27 protein-coding genes and 2 rRNA genes (1 of these 29 cut by a window edge) are annotated in these 24,483 nt (G+C 66.0%); 10 read left to right on the top strand and 19 right to left on the bottom strand.

Translation table 11 applies throughout. The features are described from left to right. Nucleotides 1–5: 5 nt before the first annotated feature. The 8 genes from soxX to ffh form a co-directional block, all read right to left on the bottom strand. Nucleotides 6–695 carry a sulfur oxidation c-type cytochrome SoxX gene (soxX, locus tag F572_RS0104620; protein WP_017940477.1) on the bottom strand — a complete coding sequence of 230 codons (690 nt, stop codon included), beginning with the start codon at nt 693–695 and terminating at the stop codon, nt 6–8. 28 nt (nt 696–723) lie between these two features. Further along, on the bottom strand, nt 724–1,533 hold the full coding sequence (gene soxA, locus F572_RS0104615; protein ID WP_017940478.1) for a sulfur oxidation c-type cytochrome SoxA: 810 nt from the start codon (nt 1,531–1,533) through the stop codon (nt 724–726). A gap of 418 nt (nt 1,534–1,951) precedes the next feature. Then, nucleotides 1,952–2,479, bottom strand: coding sequence for a methylated-DNA--[protein]-cysteine S-methyltransferase (locus F572_RS0104610; protein WP_081601972.1), 528 nt, complete (start codon nt 2,477–2,479; stop codon nt 1,952–1,954). A 62-nt stretch (nt 2,480–2,541) separates the two neighbouring features. Next, the gene (gene rplS / locus F572_RS0104605; RefSeq protein WP_017940480.1) at nt 2,542–2,898 is read right to left on the bottom strand and encodes a 50S ribosomal protein L19; all 357 of its coding nucleotides are present in this window, start codon (nt 2,896–2,898) and stop codon (nt 2,542–2,544) included. A 9-nt stretch (nt 2,899–2,907) separates the two neighbouring features. Continuing rightward, entirely contained in the window at nt 2,908–3,675 is a 768-nt protein-coding gene (trmD, locus tag F572_RS0104600) for a tRNA (guanosine(37)-N1)-methyltransferase TrmD (protein WP_017940481.1), read from the bottom strand. Nucleotides 3,676–3,685: 10 nt separating this feature from the next. Then, a complete protein-coding gene (gene rimM / locus F572_RS0104595; protein ID WP_017940482.1) occupies nt 3,686–4,195 on the bottom strand; it encodes a ribosome maturation factor RimM in 510 nt (169 codons plus the stop codon). Between the two features lie 37 nt (nt 4,196–4,232). Next, a complete protein-coding gene (gene rpsP / locus F572_RS0104590) occupies nt 4,233–4,496 on the bottom strand; it encodes a 30S ribosomal protein S16 (protein WP_017940483.1) in 264 nt (87 codons plus the stop codon). A gap of 128 nt (nt 4,497–4,624) precedes the next feature. Then, nucleotides 4,625–6,013: a signal recognition particle protein gene (gene ffh, locus F572_RS0104585; protein ID WP_017940484.1), complete on the bottom strand. Its 1,389-nt coding sequence runs from the start codon at nt 6,011–6,013 to the stop codon at nt 4,625–4,627. Nucleotides 6,014–6,188: 175 nt separating this feature from the next. On the opposite strand from ffh, the gene F572_RS0104580 reads away from it, so the two are divergent. From F572_RS0104580 to radA, 3 genes are all read left to right on the top strand, one after another. Then, nucleotides 6,189–6,989 (top strand): inner membrane protein YpjD, encoded by an 801-nt coding sequence (locus tag F572_RS0104580; protein WP_017940485.1) that lies wholly within the window; start codon nt 6,189–6,191, stop codon nt 6,987–6,989. Nucleotides 6,990–7,089: 100 nt separating this feature from the next. Beyond that, nucleotides 7,090–8,376, top strand: coding sequence for an HlyC/CorC family transporter (locus F572_RS0104575; RefSeq protein WP_017940486.1), 1,287 nt, complete (start codon nt 7,090–7,092; stop codon nt 8,374–8,376). Next, nucleotides 8,376–9,722: a DNA repair protein RadA gene (gene radA / locus F572_RS0104570; RefSeq protein WP_017940487.1), complete on the top strand. Its 1,347-nt coding sequence runs from the start codon at nt 8,376–8,378 to the stop codon at nt 9,720–9,722. The genes F572_RS0104575 and radA overlap by 1 nt, the downstream gene beginning before the upstream one ends. Before the next feature lie 219 nt (nt 9,723–9,941). Here the strand turns inward: radA and F572_RS15895 are convergent, their stop codons facing one another. The 5 genes from F572_RS15895 to F572_RS0104550 form a co-directional block, all read right to left on the bottom strand. Next, nucleotides 9,942–10,139, bottom strand: a complete 198-nt coding sequence (locus F572_RS15895) for a hypothetical protein (RefSeq protein WP_081601973.1) — start codon at nt 10,137–10,139, stop codon at nt 9,942–9,944. A gap of 482 nt (nt 10,140–10,621) precedes the next feature. Continuing rightward, entirely contained in the window at nt 10,622–11,233 is a 612-nt protein-coding gene (locus tag F572_RS0104565; RefSeq protein WP_017940766.1) for a DUF3501 family protein, read from the bottom strand. Between the two features lie 47 nt (nt 11,234–11,280). Then, on the bottom strand, nt 11,281–11,583 hold the full coding sequence (locus F572_RS0104560) for an encapsulin-associated ferritin-like protein (RefSeq protein WP_017940767.1): 303 nt from the start codon (nt 11,581–11,583) through the stop codon (nt 11,281–11,283). 68 nt (nt 11,584–11,651) lie between these two features. Continuing rightward, complete coding sequence (locus tag F572_RS0104555) at nt 11,652–13,004, bottom strand: heterodisulfide reductase-related iron-sulfur binding cluster (RefSeq protein ID WP_017940768.1); 1,353 nt, start codon at nt 13,002–13,004, stop codon at nt 11,652–11,654. Between the two features lie 153 nt (nt 13,005–13,157). After that, the gene (locus F572_RS0104550; RefSeq protein WP_017940769.1) at nt 13,158–13,577 is read right to left on the bottom strand and encodes a rubrerythrin family protein; all 420 of its coding nucleotides are present in this window, start codon (nt 13,575–13,577) and stop codon (nt 13,158–13,160) included. A gap of 235 nt (nt 13,578–13,812) precedes the next feature. Between F572_RS0104550 and F572_RS0104545 the strand changes: the two genes are divergently transcribed. From F572_RS0104545 to queD, 4 genes are read left to right on the top strand one after another with little or no spacing between them, the layout of a single operon-like run. Continuing rightward, a complete protein-coding gene (locus F572_RS0104545) occupies nt 13,813–14,118 on the top strand; it encodes an exodeoxyribonuclease VII small subunit (protein WP_017940770.1) in 306 nt (101 codons plus the stop codon). Between the two features lie 10 nt (nt 14,119–14,128). Beyond that, the gene (gene ispA / locus F572_RS0104540; RefSeq protein WP_026142901.1) at nt 14,129–15,022 is read left to right on the top strand and encodes a (2E,6E)-farnesyl diphosphate synthase; all 894 of its coding nucleotides are present in this window, start codon (nt 14,129–14,131) and stop codon (nt 15,020–15,022) included. Nucleotides 15,023–15,035: 13 nt separating this feature from the next. Further along, entirely contained in the window at nt 15,036–16,937 is a 1,902-nt protein-coding gene (gene dxs, locus F572_RS0104535; RefSeq protein ID WP_017940772.1) for a 1-deoxy-D-xylulose-5-phosphate synthase, read from the top strand. A gap of 43 nt (nt 16,938–16,980) precedes the next feature. Then, nucleotides 16,981–17,364, top strand: a complete 384-nt coding sequence (queD, locus tag F572_RS0104530) for a 6-carboxytetrahydropterin synthase QueD (RefSeq protein WP_017940773.1) — start codon at nt 16,981–16,983, stop codon at nt 17,362–17,364. Between the two features lie 164 nt (nt 17,365–17,528). Here queD and F572_RS0104525 read toward each other — a convergent pair whose 3' ends face one another. The 3 genes from F572_RS0104525 to F572_RS0104515 all read right to left on the bottom strand — a co-directional run bounded on the left by F572_RS0104525 (nt 17,529) and on the right by F572_RS0104515 (nt 20,082). Then, a complete protein-coding gene (locus tag F572_RS0104525) occupies nt 17,529–18,947 on the bottom strand; it encodes a PhoH family protein (RefSeq protein WP_017940774.1) in 1,419 nt (472 codons plus the stop codon). A gap of 31 nt (nt 18,948–18,978) precedes the next feature. Then, nucleotides 18,979–19,455, bottom strand: coding sequence for a peroxiredoxin (locus F572_RS0104520; protein WP_017940775.1), 477 nt, complete (start codon nt 19,453–19,455; stop codon nt 18,979–18,981). Nucleotides 19,456–19,527: 72 nt separating this feature from the next. Further along, nucleotides 19,528–20,082, bottom strand: coding sequence for a glycine cleavage system protein R (locus F572_RS0104515; RefSeq protein WP_017940776.1), 555 nt, complete (start codon nt 20,080–20,082; stop codon nt 19,528–19,530). A 228-nt stretch (nt 20,083–20,310) separates the two neighbouring features. Here F572_RS0104515 and dapA point away from each other — a divergent pair, with 228 nt between their 5' ends. The 3 genes from dapA to F572_RS0104500 are packed head-to-tail and all read left to right on the top strand — an operon-like array spanning nt 20,311 to nt 23,159. Continuing rightward, nucleotides 20,311–21,189 (top strand): 4-hydroxy-tetrahydrodipicolinate synthase, encoded by an 879-nt coding sequence (gene dapA, locus F572_RS0104510; protein ID WP_017940777.1) that lies wholly within the window; start codon nt 20,311–20,313, stop codon nt 21,187–21,189. Between the two features lie 8 nt (nt 21,190–21,197). Next, complete coding sequence (bamC, locus tag F572_RS0104505) at nt 21,198–22,364, top strand: outer membrane protein assembly factor BamC (RefSeq protein WP_017940778.1); 1,167 nt, start codon at nt 21,198–21,200, stop codon at nt 22,362–22,364. A 24-nt stretch (nt 22,365–22,388) separates the two neighbouring features. Further along, on the top strand, nt 22,389–23,159 hold the full coding sequence (locus F572_RS0104500) for an MBL fold metallo-hydrolase (RefSeq protein ID WP_017940779.1): 771 nt from the start codon (nt 22,389–22,391) through the stop codon (nt 23,157–23,159). Between the two features lie 128 nt (nt 23,160–23,287). Here F572_RS0104500 and F572_RS0104495 read toward each other — a convergent pair whose 3' ends face one another. From F572_RS0104495 to F572_RS0104485, 3 genes are all read right to left on the bottom strand, one after another. Then, nucleotides 23,288–23,494, bottom strand: a complete 207-nt coding sequence (locus F572_RS0104495; RefSeq protein ID WP_017940780.1) for a hypothetical protein — start codon at nt 23,492–23,494, stop codon at nt 23,288–23,290. Between the two features lie 132 nt (nt 23,495–23,626). After that, nucleotides 23,627–23,742, bottom strand: a 5S ribosomal RNA gene (gene rrf, locus F572_RS0104490). A 111-nt stretch (nt 23,743–23,853) separates the two neighbouring features. After that, nucleotides 23,854–24,483 (bottom strand): 23S ribosomal RNA (locus F572_RS0104485); it runs 2,249 nt beyond the window's last position.

The raw sequence follows: 24,483 nt of genomic DNA, 5'->3' as shown, positions 1-24,483 counted from the left end.
GTGGCTTACTGGTTGTTGACCGGCGACTCCGGATCGAGCAGGTAGGCCATGATATGGCTGATCTGCTCGTCACTCAGGAGCTGGTGACGGTCGGAGTTGAAGCGCGGCATCTGCGTGCACGGGAAGTACTGGTGAGGATTGGAAATCACCTCGTGCACATAGCGCAGAACCGCTTCGCTGGTACCGCGGTTGGCACCGTAGTTCTGCAGGCTCGGGCCAACCGTGCCCTGGTCGGACACCCGCGGGTCGAACACGTGGCAGTTGTAGCAGTTGCCACCCGCCTCGCGCTGGCTGTGGTCGTCCGTACGATGACCCTGGCGGTAGCCATAACCGGAGTCGGCCAGCTCGGCCCCCTTGCGCCAGTCACCCAGCTCGATGCTCTCCGGCGCCTCGTAGGAGGCACGGGCCATCGCGACGACCTGGCCGGCGGTTTCGCCATCCGGATCGCCCTTCAACGAGCAGGCCTTCTGCAGATCGTCCTGGGTCATACGGTCACGCCAGTCACCGCCTTCCTGCATCTCCTGATCACGGAAGCTGTCCGTCTCGAAGATGAGGTGCTCGGCGAGTTCATCGGCGCTCATCGCGGTGATGTCGACATCCGAACCCTTGCTTCCATCGGCAACGGCGCAACCTGCGGTCAGGGCGACGGATGCGAACGCGGCCATGCCGGCCGCAACAGCATTCTTCTTAAACATACTTGGTGTCTCCTATTGCGTCCGTAGGTTACCGCTTCAGGTCAGGCAGGATGGCCGGTTCGCCGCGCGCCTGATCGTTCCAGTACGAGATCAGGGCGGTGTTGACCGGGGTATCGGCCTTGATACCGGCGTGGCGCATCTGCCACACGCAACCACGGATACGGTGGTTCTGGCTGCGCACGTTGTCGTGACCGGCACGGTGCGCGGGCCAGGAGACAGCCTTGGACCACTCGGGACCGGCGCCCACATGCGGGAGCACCGAGGCGCGGATCTGCTTGCCGACATCGCCGTGGCAGGAGGCGCAGTTGAAGTCCATCGCGCCACCGCGACGATAGAACAGCTTCTCGCCCGCGTCACGCATGGCCTGTTCCTGCGGATGATCCAGCGGCGGGTTCCACGCCATGCCGGAGGACTGGTGGGCGATAAAGGTGGTCAGCTTCATGATGTCGGAGCCGCTGCCGTGACGACGTGCGACCGCGGCGTCATCGCTGGTGAAGCCCTGTAGTTCCTTCATGCAGTGCACCAGGCGCATCTCGAAGTCCATCACCTTGCCGGTGTCTTCGAAGTAGCGCGGCAGCTCGACGTACGCACCGTCCAGCTCGCCCGGGCCCTTGCCGAAGTCGCAGCCTTCCAGGGAGACGTTGTTCGGGCCGCGCTGGGCGTAGAACAGGTCCTCGCCTTCGTCGACCAGCCACAGGGCGGGGTTGTCCGGCATCATCATGATGTTCATTTCACTCTGATGCAGGTAGGCGGAATCGGGGTTTTCCTGCAGGAACTGCTGCAGGACATCGTTGGGGTCCTGCCATTCGCCGGCCTGAGCCGTAGCCCCAACAGCCATTGCTACGGGCAACGCAAGCAATGCTTTCTTGAACATGGAAACCTCCATCACACGGGTTTTTTTCGATTGAGCCCGGGACTCTTGTGGCCCGGACCTGTGTAGCAGAGTGCTGAACCCGAGTCCGTGCTGTCAACACAAAAGACTATATTAGCGTTTCCTAAAAGTCTGTTTTTGAAAGGTTCTTGGGCATCAGCACCGAGAGTCAGACGAGACAGCCACGGGTTCTATTCCCGGTTGTGGGGATTTTTTTCAGACGCCGCCCGGGGCACGCCAGCCCCCCCCCCAAATTGCTGAAAGCCGGAAGGAAGATTTCGGGGATGACGCCGAGCTCAAACCTGCCCAACCAGAACAGGTTTGGCAGATTCATAAAAAGGGAAGAGAAACAGGAAGGCGGAGAGGCCAGGGGCGGCCTCCGAATTCAGTCACGCTGGAGGACCCCCTCGTGGACCAGCAGCAGGCGCTTCACCTGGGCCAGCTCGCCCACCTGATCGCCAGCGTAGCCGCCAACGTCGCGGGTGCTGCGAAAACGCGAGGACACCACTCGGTGGCAGGGGATGAACAGCGGCCAGGGGTTGGCACGGCAGGCCTGCCCCACCGCGCGGGGGGCAGACCCCACGCGGGCGGCGATCTCGGAGTAGGTACGGACCTCGCCGACGGGGATCTCCGACAGCGCGGCCCAGACCCGACGTGCATGGGCAGTCCCGGGCGGCACCGCAGCGGTCGGGCGCCAGGCGCCGGCATCCTTGCCGTAGGCCGCCGGGTCAAACTGCGGGGGCTGCAGGTCAGCCCCGGGGATATCCGCGAGCGGTGACAGGTCCTCAGGGTCGTCAGGGTCCTGCCAGCCACAGGCCAGGAGCTCGCCATTGGGGGATTCCAGCCACACAAAAGCCAGCGCCACTCCGGGGAGGAGGCAGCGCTGGCTTCGGGTCGTCGATCCAGCCGGCATCGAATAGCGAAACGCACGGGGTGACGGGGTCACGGCCGTTTGCCGCGCCCCGCCGGCCGGCGCTACTTCGCCGCCTTGACGTCTTCCTTGATACGGGCGGCCTTGCCGGTGCGGTCGCGCAGGTAGTACAGCTTGGAGCGACGCACCTTGCCGCGGCGCTTCACCTTGATCTCGGCGATCTGCGGGCTGTGGGTCTGGAACGTACGCTCCACACCATTACCGTAGGACACCTTGCGCAGCGTGAAGGCGGAGTTGAGGCCACGGTTGCGCACGGCAATCACCGCACCTTCGAAGGCCTGCAGGCGCTCGCGTTCGCCTTCGCGCACCTTTACCTGCACCACCACGGTATCGCCGGGCCCGAAGTCGGGCACGTCCGACTTCATCTGCTCGGCTTCCAGTTCCTGAATGACGTTATTCATTGCTCGACCTCAATCATCGCTTTCGGTGCGCGAGCCGCCGTTATGGCCACTCACACGGTATTCATCCAACAGGGCCGCATCCTCGGCCCCGAGTTCCAGCCGGGCCAGCAGGTCCGGCCGCCGGCTCCAGGTCCTGCCCAGTGCCTCGCGGCGGCGCCAGCGCCGAATCGCGCCGTGGTCACCCCCCAGCAGCACTGGCGGTACGGCCCGCCCGGCGACCGTCTCCGGACGGGTGTAGTGCGGGCAATCCAGCAGCCCCGCACTGAAGGAATCCTGGTCGGCGGAATCCGCGTGCCCGAGAACCCCGGGAAGCAGCCGGGCACAGCCATCAATCACCGCCATCGCCGCGAGTTCGCCGCCCGAGAGCACGAAGTCGCCGAGCGACCATTCCTCGTCGACCTGCGCCTCGATGAAGCGCTCGTCGATGCCCTCGTAGCGCCCGCAGACCAGCGCCACGCGCGGCCGTGCGGACAGCTCCTGCAGCATCGCCTGGCGGATCGGCCGCCCCTGCGGGGTCAGCGCGATCACGTACAGCGGCGTTGCCGCATCCGCCCGCGCCGCGTACAGCGCGGCCGCCAGCGGTGCGTATTGCATCACCATGCCGGGGCCCCCGCCGTACGGGCGATCGTCCACGGCCTGGTGGAAACCGGCGCCCCAGGCGCGCGGGTTCCAGGATTTCAGCTCCAGGCGGCCGCGCTCAACGGCCCGCCCGGTCACGCCGGATTCGCCAACCGCCGCGACCAGTTCCGGGAACAGCGAGATAACGTCGAAACGCACCGGCGCCGCTTCAGAAATCCGGATCCCAGTCGACCCGCACGCGGCGGGCCTCCAGATCCACGTCCAGCACGTACTGCTCGCGCACCCACGGAACCAGGCGTTCGCGATCGCCCCGGACCACCAGCACATCGTTGGCACCGGTCTCGATGAAGCCCGAGATGGTCCCCAGCGGCGTGCCGTCCTGATTCTCCACCGCCATGCCCAGCAGGTCGGCCCAGTAATAGGCCCCATCCTCGGCCGGCGGCAGCCAGTCGCGCTCGATCGCGAGCTCGGAACCGATCAGACCGTAGGCCGAATCGCGGTCCGCGGCTTCGCGGAACTTCATCACGACCCCTTGCCCGTGGGCGCGCCCACCCTCGATCTCGACCAGGCGCCAGTCGTTCCCGTAGTGCATCCACAACTGCGGGAACTCGGTGATCGCGGCGCGGGGCTCGGTCTCGGAAAAGACCCGGACCCAGCCCTTGACGCCATAGACCCCGGAGACACGTCCGACGCGGATGCGCTCACCCGCCTCGTTCATGACCGCAGCCAAGCGTCAGTACAGCGACCGGACGACCTCAGGCCGCCGCGGACTGCTGCTGCTTACGGTAGCCCTTGACCAGGTGGTTCACGCGCTCGGACATGCCGGCGCCGTGACCCAGCCAGTAGTCCACGCGCTCGAGATCGATGCGCAGCGGTTCTTCCTGACCGCGGGCCACCGGATTAAAGAACCCGATCTGCTCCTTGTAGCCGCTATCGCGACGAGCGCGGGAATCGGTAACCACGATCGAATAAAACGGGCGCTTCTTGGCGCCGCGGCGTAGCAGGCGAATCGTAACCATGTAGTGTTGAACCCCGTGAGTCCGTTTTCTCGAGAAAACGCGCGATTATAACGAATCCGGCCAGTAACACAAGGGAAGCCCCGGGCCTCCCTCGCGTAACGGACCGTCGTTCGCGCGCACATTAATCACTAGCGGAACGGCATCCCGCCGCCGGGGCCACCCATGCCCCCCATACCGCCCATCTTGCCCCCCAGGGCCCGCATCATCTTCGATGCACCGCCCTTGGAGAATTTCTTCATTGCCTTGCTCATCTGCGTGTGCTGCTTGAGCAGGCGATTCACATCCTGGATCTGGGTGCCGGAACCGGCCGCGATGCGGCGCTTGCGCGAACCCTTGATGACATCCGGGTGGCGCCTTTCGTGCTCCGTCATCGACGAGATCACGGCCATCATGCGGCCGATCTCCTTGTCGTTGGCCTGATTCTTTACCGCATCCGGCAGCTTGCCGCCACCGGGGAGCTTCTCGAGCATGGAGCTCATGCCGCCCATCTTCTGCATCTGCCCCAGTTGGTCGCGCAGGTCGTTCAGGTCAAACCCGCGGCCCTTCTTCAACTTGCGGGTCAGCTTCTCGGCCTGATCCTGGTCGACCTGGCGGCTGGCCTCCTCGACCAGCGACAATACATCGCCCTTGCCCAGGATACGCGAGGCGATGCGCTCGGGGTGGAATGGTTCCAGGGCGTCCGGGCGCTCGCCCATGCCGATGAACTTGATCGGCACGCCCGTGATCTGGCGCACCGAAAGGGCCGCGCCCCCGCGGGCATCACCATCCGCCTTGGTCAGCACCACGCCGGTCAGTGGCAGCGCCTCGCCGAAGGCGCGCGCGGTGTTCGCGGCGTCCTGCCCGGTCATGGAATCGACCACGAACAGGGTCTCGATCGGGTCGATCGCCTGATGCAGGGCCTTGACCTCGGCCATCATGTCCTCATCGACATGCAGGCGACCGGCGGTGTCCACCAGCAGCACCTCGACGCCCTCGCGGCGGGCGCGGGCAACCGCGTCGCTGGCGATCGCCTCGGGCTTCTGGCTGGTATCGCTGGGATAGAACGTGACTTCGACCTGACCGGCCAGGGTCTCCAGCTGCTGAATCGCCGCGGGACGGTAGACGTCGCAGCTGACGACTGCGACCTTTTTCTTTTCGCGCTCGCGCAGCAGGCGCGCGAGCTTGCCGATACTGGTGGTCTTGCCCGCGCCCTGGAGACCGGCCACCAGCACCACCGCAGGCGGCTGATGGGCGAGATTCAGCGAGGCGTTCTCGCCCCCCATGGTCGCGATCAGTTCATCGTGGACGACCTTGATCAGGGCCTGGCCCGGCGTCAGGCTGCCGATGACCTCCTTGCCCAGCGCCTTTTCCTTGACGTCCTTGATGAACTCGCGCACTACCGGCAGGGCCACGTCGGCCTCCAGCAGCGCCATGCGCACCTCGCGCAGGGCGTCCTGGATGTTGTCCTCGGTGAGCCGCGCCTGACCCTTCAGGCGCTTCATGGTCTCCTGCAGGCGGCTGGAAAGGCCGTCGAACATCGTCTGTCCTCGTCTGGATCGTCGGTGACCGGCGGTCTGCACCGGCCACGGGACCGAACAGTATACCGGTCTCGCACCCTTGCATGCAGGCCCGCGGGAGAGAGCGGCCGACGCGCGCCCCGGAACGACCGCCGGCATGTGCAATCCGCCCGCGTAGCAGCGATAATCCGGCGTCATGAGCATTGCCATCGGACTCCTCGCCGTCGCGCTGTATCTCGTCACCGCGGGCTACCTGGCTGTCACCGCCCGGCGCCAGCCGCTGACAGCCGGCCAGCCGCGAGCGGCCCTGGGCCTGTGGGGACTGGCCCTTGTGGCCCATCTGGGTGCACTGCTGCCGATGGTGCTGACCGAGGCCGGGCTCAACCTGTGCCTGGGCAACGCCCTCTCGGCCTCGCTGTGGCTGGTGGCCGCACTGCTGTGGCTGACGAGCTGGCGCCACCCCCTTGCCATCCTCGGGGTCGTGATCCTGCCGCTGACCGCGCTGGCCGTCCTCACCGCCCTTTTGTGTGACGGCGATACGCGCTACGCCACCTCGGCCGGGATCGACCTGCACATCCTGTTCTCGGCACTGGGCTGGGCGTTCCTCGCGCTGTCCACCGCACAGGCCGCGGTGATGGCCGCCCAGCATCGTGCGCTGCACAATCACCATGCCTCGGGTTTCGTGCGCGCCCTGCCGCCCTTGTTCTCGATGGAGGTCTGGCTGTTCCGGATGATCTTTATTGGCTGGCTGTTCCTCGGGCTCAGCCTGCTGTCCGGTCTGGTATTCGTGGACAACCTGTTCGCCCAGCACCTGGTCCACAAGACCACGCTGTCAATCCTGGCCTGGCTGATCTTCTCGACCCTGCTGATCGGGCGCTGGCGCCTGGGCTGGCGCGGCACCCGCGCGCTGGCCTGGACCACCGGCGGCTTCGTGGTGCTGGTGCTGGCCTATTTCGGCTCCAAGCTGGTGCTGGAAGTGATCCTCGGGCGCGTCTGAACGCAGCGGGGGCGGCTTGACACCCCGGCGGCCCTTGCCTGAAATGAACCCGACCATGGCATCCCGCCCGCTCGATCAACCCTGACCGCAGGCCGCGCCGTTGCAAGAGATCCCGCTGTACGTCCTGTTCGGCGCCCTGGTGGTGCTGTTCCTGCTGTCGGCTTTCTTCTCCGGGTCGGAGACGGCGCTGATGGCGCTCAACCGCTACCGCATGCGGCACCGCGCGCAGACCGGACATCGGGGCGCCCAGCGGGCTGCGCAGCTACTGGACAAGCCGGATCGGCTGATCGGCCTGATCCTGCTGGGCAACAACTTCGTCAATATCCTCATCGCCCAGATCGCCACCTTCATCGGCTGGCGCCTGTTTGGCGATACCGGGGTGGCCATCGCCACGGGCGTCCTGACCCTGACCCTGCTGATCTTCGCCGAGACTGCGCCAAAGACCCTCGCAGCCCTGCACAGTGAACGCATCGCCTACCCGGCCGCCTGGGTCTACTCCGGGCTGATCAAGTTCATGTGGCCGGTGGTCTGGCTGATCAACCTGATGGCGAACGGTGTACTGCGCCTGTTCGGCGTCCACATGAATGCCGGCCAGCGCGCCGCCCTGAACACCGACGAGTTGCGCAGCGTGGTCTCCGAGGCCGGCGCGCTGATCCCGGCCAACCACCAGCGCATGCTGCTGAACCTGCTGGACCTGGAACGCACCACCGTCGAGGACATCATGATCCCGCGCAACGAGATCGTGGTGATCGACCTGAACGAGCCCTGGAACGAGGTCGAGGATCAGCTGATCCACGGCAGCTTTACCCGCCTGCCGGTGGTGCAAGGCGAGCTGGACCACATCGTCGGCTTCATTCACCGCCGCGACGTGCTGCCGCTGGTCGAGCGTGACGCGTTCGGTCCCGACGACCTGCGCCAGATCGTGACCCCGCCCTATTTCATCCCGGAGGGCACGGCGCTCAACCGCCAGCTGATCAACTTCCAGCAGCAGAAAAAGCGCATCGGCCTGGTGGTGGACGAATACGGCGACATCGAAGGCCTGATCACGCTGGAGGATCTGCTGGAGGAAATCGTGGGCGAGTTCACCACCGACTCCCCGGCGATGAGCGACGACGTGCTGCGCCAGGAGGACGGCTCCGCCATGGTCGACGGCGGCATCCACCTGCGCGAACTCAACCGCGCCCTCGGCCTGGACCTGCCGCAGGACGGCCCCAAGACCCTCAGCGGCCTGATCGTCGAGCACCTGGAGAGCATCCCCGAGGCCCCGGTGAGCGTGAAGATCAACGGCGTGGTGATGGACATCGCCCAGATCAAGAACAACACCATCCGCACCGTGCGCGTTGTCGCGCCCGACCTGCCGGAAGCCCCGACAACCCGGACCCCCTGATGGCCAAGAACAAAACCCAGTACGTCTGCCAGGCCTGCGGCGCAATCAGCCCCAAGTGGGCCGGTCAGTGCGGCGACTGCGGCGCCTGGAACACCCTGGAAGAAGCCGCACCGGCCGCCAGCGCCGGGCCGCGCGGCGGCTATGCGGGCGAGGTCGCGGGCATCACCCGGCTCGGCGAGGTCGAGATGGCCGAGGTGCCGCGCACCAGCACCGGACTGTCGGAACTGGACCGCGCCCTGGGTGGCGGCCTGGTGCATGGTTCCGTGGTCCTGCTGGGCGGCGACCCGGGCATCGGCAAGTCCACCCTGCTGCTGCAGACCCTGGCGATGCTGCCCGTCGGCGACACCCTCTACGTGACCGGCGAGGAATCGGCCCAGCAGATCGGCATGCGTGCCCGGCGACTCGGGCTGGAGGTCGACGGGCTCCGCCTGCTGACCGAGACCCAGGTGGAGAACGTGATCGCCACCTGCGAACGCGAACGCCCGCGCGTGCTGGTGATCGACTCCATCCAGACGCTCTACACCGCCGCGCTGCAATCCGCCCCCGGCTCGGTCGGCCAGGTTCGCGAAAGCGCCGCGGCCCTGGTGCGCATGGCCAAGCAGCGCGGCATTACCGTGATTCTGGTCGGGCATGTGACCAAGGACGGCCAGCTCGCCGGCCCCCGCGTGCTCGAGCACATGGTCGACACCGTGCTGTATTTCGAGGGGGACCCGGACGGGCGCTACCGCATGCTGCGCGCGGTCAAGAACCGTTTCGGCGCCGTCAACGAGCTGGGTGTGTTCGCCATGCTGGAGAACGGTCTGAAGGCGGTCTCCAACCCTTCCGCGATCTTCCTGTCGCGACACCAGGGCCCGGTGCCCGGCAGCGTGGTCATGGTGACCCGCGAGGGCACGCGCCCGCTGCTGGTCGAGGTGCAGGCCCTGGTCGCCGAGAGCCATGCCTCGCAGCCGCGGCGCATCACTGTCGGGCTGGAGCAGAACCGGCTGACCATGCTGCTGGCCGTGCTCCACCGGCACGGGGGCGTGGCCCTGTTCGACCAGGACGTATTCATCAATGTGGTCGGGGGCGTGCGCGTGACCGAGACCGCCGCCGACCTGCCGATGCTGGCGGCCGCGCTGTCCAGCTTCCGCGACCGCGCCCTGCCGCAGGAGCTGCTGGCGTTCGGCGAGGTCGGCCTGGCCGGCGAGATCCGGCCGGTCCCGAACGGCGAGGAACGCCTGCGCGAGGCGGCCAAGCATGGCTATACCCGCGCCATCGCGCCGGCGGCGAACGCGCCGCGCAAGCCGATCAAGGGGATGGAGGTCATCCCCGTCTCGCGCCTCTCCGAAGTCCTCGACGCCCTGTAGCGCTTTCCGCCTGCCGCTGTGAGGCTGGCCTTGGTTCATCATCCGGTGTTTACGTGCCTTCGGTCCGCCGCCTGCCTGGCGCTGACTCGCCAGCGCGCCGCGAGGTCCTTTCTTGCTTGCCCAAGAAAGGACCCAAAGAAGGGCACCCGGATTCCGCCCGGGAACCTTGCTCCAGGGCCCTCGGGCCGGCGGCGCTGAACTCGCGACGCTGCGCTTCGCTCAGACATCCAGCGCCCCGAATTTGTATAAAACGGGCCGGCCCGAGCACCCTTCCGCAAGGGGCTCCATACGGGAGGAGTAGGTCAAAACCGACCGTATCCCTACGCTTCTGCCTAACCATAGGCATCGCCACCCGAAAGCCCCCGGCGCCCGCTTCGCGGGCGCGGCACGCAACGGCCGAAGGCCGAGCGTGCCCAGATGTCCGAAGACCTAGCCTTCGTCTACTCGCAATATCGTCGGGACGGCCGTTGTTTTGACCTGCCTCCCCGTTGTCGTCGCGCCGAGCGGAGAGGGTTTTCGCGGGATCAGAGGCGCTGGATGTCTGAGCGGAGCCGAAGGCGCAGCGAGTTCAGCGCCGCCCGCGAAAAGCCTCGGAGCGAGGGAAACCCCGGCCCGCGCAGCGGGCCGGGGTCGCGGCAGTCGGGCGTGTTTCTTGGGTACTTCTTTGCACGAGCAAAGAAGTACCTCGCGGCGCGCTGGCGAGTCAGCGCTCGGCAGTATGCGGACCGAAACCACCGTAAACACCAAACGATGGACCAGGACCAGCCTAACCCGGCAGGCGGCCGGACGAAGGCACGCAAACACCGGATGCCGGGCCACGGCCAGCCTGTTGGCCGGCATCATGGAGACACAAAAAAGGCGCCCGGAGGCGCCTTTGCGATGCGCGGGAACGCGCGGCGTTAGTTGACGGCGTCGAGGTCGGCCACCAGCGATTCGCGGGTGCCTTCGGCGACCGCGTCCAGCCGATGGTTGTAGTTCTCGTGCTCCACCCCGATGGCGATCGCCGCCCCCGACTTGGCCGCGGAGACCATCTCCGGCGTCAGCTCGAAGCGCAGGAAGTGCACCGAGGAGGTCTTGTCGTCGGTCTCGCGATCGAGGTCCTCGTTCGCAATCGGGTAGACCTTGTCATGGCCCGCGACCTGCACGTAGGTCTTGCGCTCGATGCCAATCAGCTTGGACAACTGCACCTTGCGCTCGTCCACGTCCGGGTACTCGACCATCATGGTCGCCTTCCAGTTGGAACCATCCGGGATCAGCGGGTTGTAGGCGTCCAGCTCGTCCTGGATGCCCTCGGCATCGAAGATCTTCTCGACCCGCAGCATCTCCTGGATCTGGTACTGCATGGTGGTGCGATCCTCGAAGTGCAGGGTCACGGCCGGGCCCACCTGCACGACGCGGTTGCGCTTGTGCTGCATTACTTCGCTACGGAACTGGGACCGCACCTCGTGGTACTTCTCCAGCGTATACAGGTCGTCACGACTCAGCTTGTCCACACTTGCCTCCATCTGCATCTCGATACCTCCGTCTCGTCGGACAGGTCCGCCAGGACCGGCACCCCTCAGTGATCGTGGTGCCCCGTCTTCGTATAGTCCTTGTCGGACCAGAGGTTGTCTTTCAATTCGTGGTCGAACACCGGGTTATGGCGGCGGATCCACTCCAGCACCATCGCGGCATGCTCGATCTCCTCGTCACGGTTGTGCGCGAGGATCGCCTTGAGTTCTTCGTCCTTGCAGCCGTCGATGCGCTGCTGGTACCAGTCCACCGCTTCGAGCTCTTCCATCAGCGAGACGATCGCGCGGTGCATTTCGCGCGACTCGTCGCTCAGTTCCTCGACCGGTTCGTGGTAGCTGTCACTGGCCATGTGTTCTCTCCGTTCATGGGCGCTTGTTCACGCCCTTGCCTGATCCTGTGTGCCGTTCGAAACGGCGCTTACAGCCCGTAGGCCTGGCGCAACAGGGTCAGCGGGTGCTCGGGCGCCTTGTCCTCGCCCTTGCCCTGCAGCCCGTTCTCGATCATGTGGCCGGCCATCGGGCAGTCGCTCGAGTAGTGATCCGACTCGGCCTTCTGCACCCGGCTGACCACCGGCCGGCAGATCTTGCTGGCCGTCTCGTAGAACTCGCTCTTCACGCCGTAGGTCCCGTCGTGCCCCGAGCAGCGCTCGATCACGTCAATCTCGGTATCCGGTACCAGCTTGAGCAGGTCGCGGGTCTTGAGCCCCATGTTCTGCACCCGCAGGTGGCAGGCGGCGTGGTAGGCGATCTTGCCCAGCTTCTCGGGGAAGTCGGTGTTGAGCTTGCCGTCCTTGTGCCGTTCCATCAGGTACTCGAACGGATCGAAGATACGGTCGCGAACGGTGATCACGTCGGCGTCGTCCGGGAACATCAACGGCAGTTCCTGCTTGAACATCAGCACACAGGACGGCACCGGGGCGACGATGTCGTAGCCCTGGTCGATCATCCGCTTCATCGCCGGGATGTTCGCGTCCTTGGAGGCCTCCACCGACTCCAGGTCGCCCAGCTCGAGCTTGGGCATGCCGCAGCACTGTTCCTTGTCGACCAGGGTGACCTCGATACCGTTGTGCTCGAAGACCTTGACCAGATCCTCGACCAGGTGCGGTTCGTTGTAGTTGCCATAGCAGGTCGCGTAGAGGGCCACCTTGCCCTGCGTGGCACCAGCCGGCTCGGGATTGCTGACGCCCTTCGCCGTCTTGGCCAAGCGCGAGCGGCCCTTGCTGGAGTGGTATTCGGGGACCGGGGCATCGGGATGCACGCCCATGGTCTTGTCCAGCATCTTGCGCACCGCGCCGTTCTTGTTCGCGGCGTTGACCGCGCCGGCCACCACCGGGATGCCGGCCAGCTTGCCGACCATGTCCGTGCTGGACATCAGCTTGTGCGAGGTCTTGGCGCCCTCGTTCTGGTAGCGGAAGGCCTTGGCCCGCAGCATCAGGTGCGGGAAGTCCACGTTCCACTCGTGCGGCGGCACGTAGGGGCACTTGGTCAGGTAGCACAGATCACACAGGTAGCAGTGATCGACCACCTGCCAGTAGTCCTTCTTGTCGACCCCGTCGACCTCCAGGGTCTCGGACTCATCGACCAGGTCGAACAGGGTCGGGAAGGAGTTGCACAGGCTTACGCAGCGACGGCAGCCGTGACAGATATCAAAGACCCGCTCGAGTTCGCTGAACAGCGATTCCTCGTTGTAGAACTCGGGGTTCTTCCAGTCCAGCGGATGACGGGTCGGGGCTTCGAGACTTCCTTCACGTTGGTGCGTCGGCGCAGACATGCATCCCTCCGGTGTCCGTATCAGTACGATGCTTCGGGGGAAACACGGAACAACATGCGGGCCCGGCCTTCAGGTACCGCCCACAGGCTGTTCCGTGTCTCCCGGAAAACGGGGCCGGTAACCGGCCCCGCATACTTCCCAGGCAGGAGACGATCAGTCGTCCAGCTGGTCCAGCGCCTTCTGGAAGCGGTTGGCGTGGGAACGCTCCGCCTTGGCCAGGGTTTCGAACCAGTCGGCGACTTCGTCGAAGCCTTCGTCGCGCGCGGTCTTGGCCATGCCCGGGTACATGTCGGTGTACTCGTGGGTCTCGCCGGCCACGGCGGTCTTCAGGTTCGCGGAGGTGGAACCGAATTCCAGGCCGGTGGCCGGGTCGCCGCAGCTCTCGAGGTACTCGAGATGGCCGTGGGCGTGGCCGGTTTCGCCTTCCGCGGTGGAACGGAACACGGTGGCCACGTCGTTGTAGCCTTCGACGTCCGCCTTGGAAGCGAAGTACAGGTAACGGCGATTGGCCATCGATTCGCCGGCAAAGGCCTCTTTCAGGGCTTCTTCGGTCTTGCTGCCTTTCAGATCCATGGTGCTCTCCTTCTCTCTATGGGTTCTACACAACCACAGGAATGCCTGTGCAGACGGCGGTTTAGACTGGGTCTAAACTGTACGAAAACTCTAGTCCGCGCCCGGTTCAGTGTCAACCGGAAGCCCTCCGCATCATGGGGGCGTCTGTCCCATAATCAAGGGCGGACCGGCGGTACGTCTTTCCTCGCCGCAGCGGATCGGATACTTTCTCACCTTTTCGACCCGGTGATCCATCATGACCGACCCTTCCAGCGCCGACAGCCCGGCGGAATTCGAAGCCAGCCTGGAAGCCCTGGAGGCCCTGGTTGCCCGGATGGAGTCCGGCGAGCTGGGCCTGGAGCAGTCGCTGGGCGAATTCCAGCGCGGCATGGAACTCGTCAACCGCTGTCAGCGCGCCCTCGACGATGCTCAGCGCCGCATCGAGGCCCTGGCACAAGAGACACCGGCGGACGCCTCTGCCCAGAATGACCACGGCGGGAACACGAACGTTCCCCGGACAGCGGAGCCGAACGACAGCACGGATCCCGATGTCCCGTTCTAGCGAAATGCCGTTGACCGCCATCGATGCCGAACAGGCCCTGTCCCACTACCAGCAGCGCATCGAGGCCGTTCTCGACCGCCACCTGGCCGTAGACGGCGCCCCGGACCCGCGCCTGATCGAGGCCATGCGCTACGCCACGCTGTCCGGTGGCAAACGCCTGCGCCCGGTACTGGTGTACGCGGCCGGACGGACCACCGCCGCCCCGGACGCGGCCCTGGACGCAATGGCCGCGGCCGTGGAGATGATCCACGTCTACTCCCTGATCCACGACGACCTGCCGGCGATGGACGATGACGACCTGCGCCGCGGCCGCCCCACCTGCCACAAGGCCTTCGACGAGGCCACGGCCATTCTGGCCGGGGACGCCCTGCAGGCGCTGGCCTTCGACGTGCTGACCGGCGGCGTGGCGGAACTGCCCGGGGCGACAGGGCTGCACGCCGTGCGCGAACTGGCGGGGGCGGCCGGCCTGCACGGCATGGCCGGCGGTCAGGCGATCGACCTCGGCGCCTGCGGCCAGCCCATCGACCTGCCGGAGCTGGAGCGCATGCACCGGCTCAAGACGGGTGCCCTGATCCGCGCCTCGGTCCGGCTGGGCGCCCTGGCGGGCACACCGGACCCCGAGGCGCTGGGGCGTCTGACACGCTATGCCGAATGCATCGGCCTGGCGTTCCAGATCCGCGACGACGTCCTCGACGTCGAAGGCGATCCCGAGGTCCTGGGCAAGGCCTGCGGCGCCGATGCACGCCTGCACAAGCCCACCTTCCCCTCGCTGCAGGGCCTGGAGGCGTCGCGCGAGCGGGCGGTGGCGCTGATCGACGAGGCGCTCGCCGAACTGCAACCCTTCGGCCAGGAGGCGGACTTGCTTCGCTTCCTGGCGCGTTACATCGTCGACCGCATGAATTGAACCGGCCTCTGCGATGACCCCCACTCCCCTGCTGGATGCAATCGAATGGCCCGCCGACCTGCGGGAACGCCCGGCCTCGGACCTCGCCGCGGTGGCCGGCGAGCTGCGGCAGTTCCTGATCGAGAGTGTCTCGCGCACCGGCGGGCATCTGGCCGCGAACCTGGGAACCGTGGAGCTCGCCATCGCGCTGCACTACGCCTTCGACACTCCCGATGACCGCATCGTCTGGGACGTCGGCCATCAGGCCTACGCCCACAAGATTCTGACCGGACGCCGGGAGGGGATGGCCAGCCTGCGCCAGTACGGCGGTCTGGCCGGCTTCCCCAAGCGCGCGGAGAGCGAGTACGACGCCTTCGGGGCCGGCCACTCCAGCACCTCGATCAGTGCCGCCGCCGGCATGGCCCTGGCGGCGAAGCACGCGGGACTGGACCGGCGCCACGTCGCGGTGATCGGCGACGGGGCGATGACCGCAGGCATGGCGTTCGAGGCGTTGAACCATATCGGGGATCTCGACTGCAATCTGCTGGTGATCCTGAACGACAACGACATGTCGATCTCGCCCAACGTCGGCGCGCTGAACCAGTACTTCACCCGGTTGCTGTCCGGCCCGCTGTACAGCTCGGTGCGCGAGGGCTCCAAGCGCATGCTGGAATTCGTGCCGCCAATGAAGGCCTTCGCCCAGCGCGCCGAGGAACACATGAAGGGCATGTTCGTGCCCGGGACGCTGTTCGAGGAACTGGGCTTTCGCTACTTCGGCCCGGTGGACGGGCACGACGTCAACGGGCTGACCTCGATCCTGAAGAACCTGCGCACCACCCAGGGCCCCCAGCTGCTGCACGTGGTCACGCGCAAGGGCCAGGGCTACGCGCCGGCCGAGGAAGACCCCTGCCGCTACCACGGCGTGTCCAAGTTCGAGCCGGAAAATGGTCTTGCCCCGTCCGGTCCGAAGGCCCCCAGCTATACCGACATCTTCAGCCAGTGGCTGTGCGACCAGGCCACGGCCGACGAGCGCCTGCTGGGCATCACGCCGGCGATGCGCGAGGGCTCCGGCCTGGTAACATTCTCGGAGCAGTTCCCCGGGCGCTATTTCGACGTCGGCATCGCCGAACAGCACGCGGTCACACTCGCCGCCGGAATGGCCTGCGAGGGCCAGAAGCCCGTCGTCGCGATCTACTCGACGTTCCTGCAGCGGGCGATGGACCAGGTGATCCATGACGTCGCGCTGCAGAATCTGCCCGTACTGTTCGCGGTGGACCGCGCCGGGATTGTGGGCGCCGACGGCCCGACCCATGCCGGCACCTTCGATACCGCGCTGCTGCGCACGGTCCCGAACATGCTCTTGATGGCACCGGCCAGCGAGCGCGAGTGCCGCCAGATGCTCTCCACCGGATACGCCCACAACGGCCCGGCAGCGGTACGCTACCCGCGCGGCGGCGGGCCCGGCGAGCTGCCGGAAGGCGGCCCCGAAGACCTGGAGACCCTGCCGGTCGGCCGCGCCGAAGTGGTTCGCGAGGGCCGGGGCCTGGCCATCCTCAGCTTTGGCGCACTGCTGGAGACCGCCCTGGAGGCCGGCGAGGCGCTGGATGCCACCGTGGTCAACATGCGCTTCATCAAGCCCTTGGACACGGGGCTGCTGGCGCAGCTGGCCGCCAGCCACGAGGGCTTCGTCACGCTCGAGGACCACGCCCGCGCCGGGGGCGCCGGCAGCGCCGTGCTGGAATGGCTCTCCGCCGAGGGCGTGACGCTCCCCTGCCAGGTGCTGGGCATCCCGGACCAGTTCACCGAGCACGGCTCGCGCGAGCAGATCCTGGCCGACTGCGGCCTCGATACCGCGGGTGTCCTGGCCGCGATTCGCCACGCCTTCGGGCAGGAGAATTGCGCGGACGACGGCGGCCGGCTAGGCTTCGCGGGCTGAACATCCCCGCGGCCGCGACGGTCGCGCTAGCCGGAATCGATCCATGAGTGCCCGTTATACCCTCCGCGTCCTGACCGACTTTGCCTCCGCGCATACCCTGCGCGACTACCCGGGGCAATGCGCGAACATGCACGGGCACAACTGGAAGGTGGAGGCCGAGGTCCAGGCCGAGACCCTGGACGATTCCGGCATGGCGGTGGACTTCAAGGTGGTCAAGACCGCCGCGCGCGAGATCGCCGGGCAGCTGGACCACCGCTACCTGAACGACGTCCCGCCGTTCGACACGGTCAACCCGACGGCCGAGAACATCGCCCAGTGGTTCTTCCGCGAGATGGCCGGGCGCCTCAACCGCCCGGGCCTGCGCATGCACGCCCTGACCCTGTGGGAGACCGACCGCGCCTGCGTGCGCTACAGCGAGGACGGCTGACGCCCCATTCGCCCCCCCGCGCCCCGCCAATAGCACCGTCATTGCGAGGAACGCAGCGACGCGGCAATCTCCCGAAGCTGGCAACGAGCTAGGGCCTGGTGGTTCCGGATGGAGGTTGCCGCGTCGCCTTCGGCTCCTCGCAATGACGGGGGGAAACCCGAACCCTACAAGTGATTCGAGGCGTAATCCGCGAGCCGCGAGCGCTCCCCGCGGGTCAGCGTGATGTGTCCGCTGTGGGTCCAGTTGCGGAACCGGTCCACTACATAGGTTAGCCCGCTGGAAGTCTCGGTCAGATACGGGGTGTCGATCTGCGCGATGTTGCCCAGCGCCACCACCTTGGTCCCCGGCCCGGCGCGGGTGATCAGGGTCTTCATCTGCTTGGAGGTCAGGTTCTGGGCCTCGTCGAGGATGATGTAGCGGTTGAGGAAAGTGCGCCCGCGCATGAAGTTCAGCGAGCGGATCTTGATGCGGCTGGTCAGCACGTCGTTGGTCGCCGCGCGCCCCCAGTCACCGGCGCCCTCGGACTTGGCCAGCACCTCGAGGTTGTCCATCAGGGCCCCCATCCACGGGGTCATCTTTTCCTCTTCGGTCCCGGGCAGGAAGCCGATGTCCTCGCCCACCGGGACCGTGACCCGGGTCATGATGATCTCCTTGTAGGTATTGTCTTCCAGAGTCTGCGCCAACCCGGCGGCCAGGGTCAGCAGCGTCTTGCCGGTGCCGGCGGCGCCCAGCAGCGAGACGAAATCCACCTCCGGGTCCATCAGCAGGTTCAGGGCGTAATTCTGTTCGCGGTTGCGAGCATTGATGCCCCAGACGCTGTGGCGGGGGGTCATGTAGTCGTCGACCAGCTCGATCACCGCCGACTCGTTCGGCTGGTCAATCTCCAGCACGATCGCGGATAGCGGGTTCTCGCCCTCTCGGTAGACGAACTGGTTCGGCTGCCACTCGCCGACCAGCGGGCCGGTCACGCGATAATACGTGCGGCCGGATTCCTGCCAGGAGTCCATCCTGGACCCGTGCGTCTCCCAGAAGTCCTCCGGCAATTCGGTCATGCCGGAGAACAGCAGGCTGACGTCGTCCAGCACCTGGTCGTTGTAGTAGTCCTCCGCGTGCAGGCCGATCACCGCGGCCTTGATGCGCAGATTGATGTCCTTGGACACCAGCGTGACCGGGGTGTCGGGGTATTCTGTCTTCAGGGCCTGGGCGGTGGCGAGGATGTCGTTGTCGGCCGAGGAGCCTGGTAGCGAGGACGGCAGGGTGGAGGCGAGGTTGCGCGTCTGGAAGAACAGGCGCCCGGTGGGGGCGAAGGTCGACTCGCTGAGGGAGTCCGCCTGCAGCGGCAGCCCGGCGGCGATCTGCTCGTGCAGGGCGCCGGTGGTCAGTTCATCGATGAAGCGCGAGACCTGGCGCACATTGCGCGCGACCTCGGAAACCCCCTTCTTGCCCCGGTCGAGCTCCTCGAGCACGACCATCGGCAGGAAGATGTCGTGTTCCTTGAAGCGGAACAGCGCCGTCGGGTCGTGCATCAGGACGTTGGTGTCCAGGACAAGCAGGCGTTTCGGATCCTGGTCGGTCGCGGTCATGGCGCCTCCGGAACGGGGATAGGGAAAGGGGTCAGCTCCCGGCGAGTTCGCGCACCGTGGCGAGGACCTCGTCCACGTGCCCCGGCACCTTCACCTTGCGCCACTCCTTGCGCAGCACGCCGTCGGCATCGATCAGGAATGTGGAGCGCTCGATGCCTCGTACCTGCTTGCCATACATGTTTTTCATCTTGATGACATCGAAGGCGTTGCACAGCGTCTCGTCGCCATCGCTCAACAGGTCGAATGGCAGTTCCTGCTTGGTGCGGAAATTCTCGTGACTCTTCACGCTGTCGCGCGACACGCCAAGGATCACGGCCCCGGCCGCATCGAAGGCATCCAGGTTGGCGGCGAAGTCACGGCTCTCGTTGGTACAGCCCGGCGTGCTGTCCTTGGGGTAGAAGTACAGGACCACGATACGGCCCTTGAAGTCGGCCGGCCCCAGAGTCTGGTCGCTGGTCGCCGGGACGCACAGGTCGGCGGGAACGGGCTGGTCGATTGCGATGCTCATCAGGCGTTTCTCCTCGAATCGTGAAACTTAAGGTGGCAATGCGTGGACTGCGACGCGAAAGGCCCGGCCACATCAGGCCTTGATCGGGTCCAGCACACCATCCACGTTCAGTTCGTCACAAAAATCCATGAATTCGCCACGCAGACTGGCAAGGTGCTGTCCCGCGGGGATGTCCACCACCATGTTGGCCGCGAACATGCGCGCCCCGGTCTGCTGGGCGATATAGACCCGGGTCTGGACGTCACGCAGATTGACGCCGCGACTGGTGAAGAAGTCGGCCAGGGCATTCAGCAGGCCCGGGGCGTCCAGCGCCACCGCGTCCACGGCATAGGGCATGGCCGCCTCGGGGCGCTCCTCGAGGGGGCCACGACGGGCCACCACGACCAGGCCCATCTCCGCCTCCAGGCGCTCCAGGCGCGATTCCAGCGTGCCCAGGGTCTTCCAGTTGCCGCTGGCACTGAGGGCCATGCAGCAATAGCCGCCCACGACCGTGATCCGGCTGGATTCGAGATTGCAGCCGGTATCGACGATTACGCGCGTCACACTGGAGACCAGACCGGGTTGGTCCGGTCCGATCAGGTTGAGGATCAGGTGGGTGTGAGCACCCGCGCCAACCACTTCAGCCATACGCCACCTGCCGGCTGCTCGCGGGGCCGGGGGCGGGCAGTCGCCCGATGGGGCTTGGCATGAAAGCGGCAACAGGCATGATGGCTCGCAACATACCACCTTGCCCCGGCGGCGCCAACGGCGGCATGGCGCCCGAAACCGGCGGTCAGTACGACCGCGGGGCCGGGAATCTTGAATGCCTTGTCACCCGCCCGTTAGACTGCACCATTCCCGTTGTTGGAGGAGTCGATGTTTCAAGGCAGCATGGTCGCACTGGCGACCCCGATGCACGCGGACGGCAGCCTGGACTGGCCCGCGCTGGATCGGCTCCTGGAATTCCACATCGAGGCCGGCACCGATGCCATTGTCGCGGTCGGCACGACCGGCGAATCCGCGACCCTCGATTTCGACGAGCACTGCGAGGCCATCGCCCATACGGTGAAGACCGTGGGCGGGCGACTCCCCGTGATCGCGGGCACCGGCGCGAATTCCACCCGCGAGGCCATCGCCCTGACCCGCTGCGCGAAGGAAGGCGGCGCAGATGCCTGCCTGCTGGTGTCGCCGTACTACAACAAGCCGACCCAGGAAGGCCTTTATCTGCATCACAAGGCCATCGCCGAGGCGGTCGACATCCCGCAGATCCTGTACAACGTACCCGGCCGGACCGCGGTGGATCTGCTCCCCGAGACGGTGGAACGCCTGGCCGACATCCCGAACATCATCGGGATCAAGGAAGCCACCGCCAGCAACGAGCGCACCGCCGAGCTGGTCGCCCGGGTCGGCAATCGGATGGACCTGTACAGCGGCGATGACGGCAACGGACTCGCCTTCCTGCTCGCGGGTGGCCACGGGATCATCTCCGTCACCGCGAACGTGGCCCCCCGGCTGATGGCGGCCATGTGCCGCGCCGTGCGCGAGGGCCGCTCCGACGAGGCGCGCGAGATCAACCGTCAGCTGGACGGCCTGCACTCGGCCCTGTTCCTCGAGGCCAATCCGATCCCGGTCAAATGGGCACTGCATCGCATGGGGCTCATGGAGGAAGGCATCCGCCTGCCTCTGACTCCGCTGTCCGAACCCTTCCATGCGCCGGTCCTGGACGCCATGCGTCAGGCCGGCATAGAGGTCTGAACCCCGACATGAAACAGTCTGCCAAGCTCCATCGCCACGCGACCCGCACTGCCCTTGCCCTGGCCACGGGGCTGGCCATCGCCGGGTGTTCGACCTCGGGCGATCGCCAGTCCGGCCCCGAGTACGAGATGAGCCGGCAGATGGACAACCTCGAGGTCCCGCCGGACCTGATCGCGCCCGACAGCGAGCGCGCCTACCGCATCCCGGATGCACCGGGCGAACGGGTCAGCGCCCGCGAGATGCAACAGGATTCCGCCGCCCGCCAGCAGCAGCGCCAGCCCGCGGGCACCACCGCCCCGGTCCGCAGCGACGCACGAGTGCTTCCGGAGACCGCCGAGGTCGAGCTGATGCGGGAGGGCAGCGTCCGCTGGCTGAGCGTCGAGGCCACCCCCGAGGAGCTCTGGGATCGCCTGACGGCCTTCTGGGACAGCCAGAACCTTCGTCTGGAGCGGAACGAGCCGCAGGTCGGCATCATGGAAACCGAATGGGCCGAAGACCGCGCCGGGATCCCGCTGCGTGGGACGCAGAACATCTTCGCCCGCGCCCTGGGCAACGTCTACGACGCCAACACTCGCGACAGGTACCGCCTGCGCGTGGAACGTGAAAACGGTCGCTCCGCGATCTACATCTCCCACCGGGGCGCATCGGAAGAACCCGAGGGCGAGACCTGGCGCTGGGCGATGCGGCCGTCCGACCCGGAACTCGAGGCCGAGATGCTCAATCGCCTGCGGGTCTTCCTCGCCACCGGCGAGATGCCCGAAGGCGGCACCCGGGTCGCTGAAACGCCAGGCGACCGCCCCACCGAACTGCACCAGACGGACCACGAAGGCCAGCCGGTGCTGGTCATAGGCAGCGATTTCGATCGTATGTGGTCCCGGATGGGTACCCTCCTCGATCGCGCCGGCCTGCTGGTTGACGAACAGGACCGCAATACCGGGACATTCGAAGTCACCTATCGGCCCGACGTGGTGGGCGAAGGCGAACGCGGCGGGTTCTTCAGCCGCATCTTCGGCCGCGGTGGCGACCGGCGCGAGAACGAGCGCTATCAGGTGCGGCTAAGCGATATCGGGGACGGTGACCTGCGCATCGAGGCGCGCGACATTGAAGGCGACTCCCTGCGCCGCCGCGATGCCGAGTTCGTCCTGGAGCGGATCGAGCAGCAGATCCTCCGCTAAGCGCGCAGCCGGGCGACCCACACCATGATCCGCTTCTGCTCCCTTGGCAGCGGCAGTTCGGGCAATGCCCTGATCGTGGAGATCGGCTCCACCCGTCTACTGGTGGACTGCGGCTTCTCCATACAGGAACTCGAGCGCCGCATGGCCCGGGTCGATCTGGCGCCAAGCGACCTCACAGCGGTCCTGGTCACCCATGAACATGCCGACCACATTGGTGCGGCCGCCCCGTTATCCCGGCGCTACGACCTGACCGTCTTTACCAGCCCCGGTACCCGGCTCGCCGCCCGCGACGACGGCTTCGCCCACGTCCAGGAAATCACGGCGGATGCGCCGCTGGACATCGACGACGCATGGATCCAGCCGTTCACGGTGCCGCATGACTCGCGAGAGCCAACCCAGTTCGCGTTTTCGGACGGCGACCACCGGCTGGTCCTGATGACCGACGCGGGTCACATCTCGCCGCACATGGTCGAAATAGCCAACGGCGCGGATGCGCTGTTGCTCGAGTGCAACCACGACCCGGCGATGCTGGCCGCAGGACGCTACCCGGCCTCACTCAAACGGCGCATTGGTGGCGGGTACGGCCACCTTCCAAACCACGCCGCCACCAGCCTCCTGAACCAGATCGACCGCGCGCGACTCCGGCACGTCGTGGGCATGCACCTCTCCAGCGACAACAACCACGAGGAACTCGCACGCCAGGCGCTTGCGGCCGGTCTGAACTGCGATCCGGCCGAGACCACGATCGCCACCCAAGACACAGGCTTTGACTGGCGCACCACGGCACCCTGTTGAGCCTCGCGATCGTCTCCCCACGCCCAGCCTCTTCTTCGCTGGCACTCCTCAGTCCTGCCCACTCCCAAGCACACTATCTTGCATCACCAGCCTGGCCCTCTTGGGGATCGCATCCCCGAGGTTCCAGCCTACCGCCGGGATTCGCGCAGGAAGTACAGACCACCAATGACGAACGCGACGCCGATGATCGTCGCCAGAGGCCCCCCAAAGCCCGCACCCTCGCGCGGCGCAATCGGGGTAAAGGCCAGTTGCCCGCCGAAGATCGCATACAGCCCAATCCCCAGTAGAACAAGACCCACAATCACCAGCCCGCCATCTGTTCGCTTGCCTCGCACAGAAGCTCCTTCACCTTGACCCTCAAAACGCATGTGCCCCTCCCGTGGGGGCACCATGCGCGAACAGGTTGCCCGACCACCAGGCATAAAAAAAGCCCGACCCCCAAATTGGGAGCCGGGCTTCGGATCAATGCCTGGCGGTGACCTACTCTCACATGGGGAGGCCCCACACTACCATCGGCGCAGAGCAGTTTCACTTCCGAGTTCGGGATGGGATCGGGTGGTTCCTACTCGCTATTGCCGCCAGACAAACTGGCCAGATCACACGGTTGCGACCATGTCATCTGAATTCGGAATGCATTCTAGGCTTGTGTACTTCGTGATGTGTCAGACGAGACCACCAACACTTTGGGTGTTATATGGTCAAGCCGCACGGGCAATTAGTACTGGTTAGCTACACGCGTTACCGCGCTTCAACACCCAGCCTATCAACGTTGTAGTCTTCAACGGCCCTACAGGGACCTCAAGGGTCCAGGGAGATCTCATCTTCAGGTGGGTTTCCCGCTTAGATGCTTTCAGCGGTTATCCCTTCCGCACTTAGCTACCCGGCAGTGCCACTGGCGTGACAACCGGAACACCAGAGGTGCGTCCATCCCGGTCCTCTCGTACTAAGGACAGATCCTGTCAAATCTCCGACGCCCACGGCAGATAGGGACCGAACTGTCTCACGACGTTCTAAACCCAGCTCGCGTACCACTTTAAATGGCGAACAGCCATACCCTTGGGACCTGCTTCAGCCCCAGGATGTGATGAGCCGACATCGAGGTGCCAAACACTGCCGTCGATATGGACTCTTGGGCAGTATCAGCCTGTTATCCCCGGAGTACCTTTTATCCGTTGAGCGATGGCCCTTCCATACAGAACCACCGGATCACTAAGACCTGCTTTCGCACCTGCTCGACGTGTCTGTCTCGCAGTTAAGCACCCTTATGCCTTTGCACTCGTCGCGCGATTTCCGACCGCGCTGAGGGTACCTTCGCACTCCTCCG

This window comes from Thioalkalivibrio sp. ALE14, from assembly GCF_000376845.1.
Lineage (GTDB): Bacteria > Pseudomonadota > Gammaproteobacteria > Ectothiorhodospirales > Ectothiorhodospiraceae > Thioalkalivibrio.
Note: the sequence above shows the minus strand (reverse complement) of the source record. Positions and strands in the feature narration are given on the sequence as shown.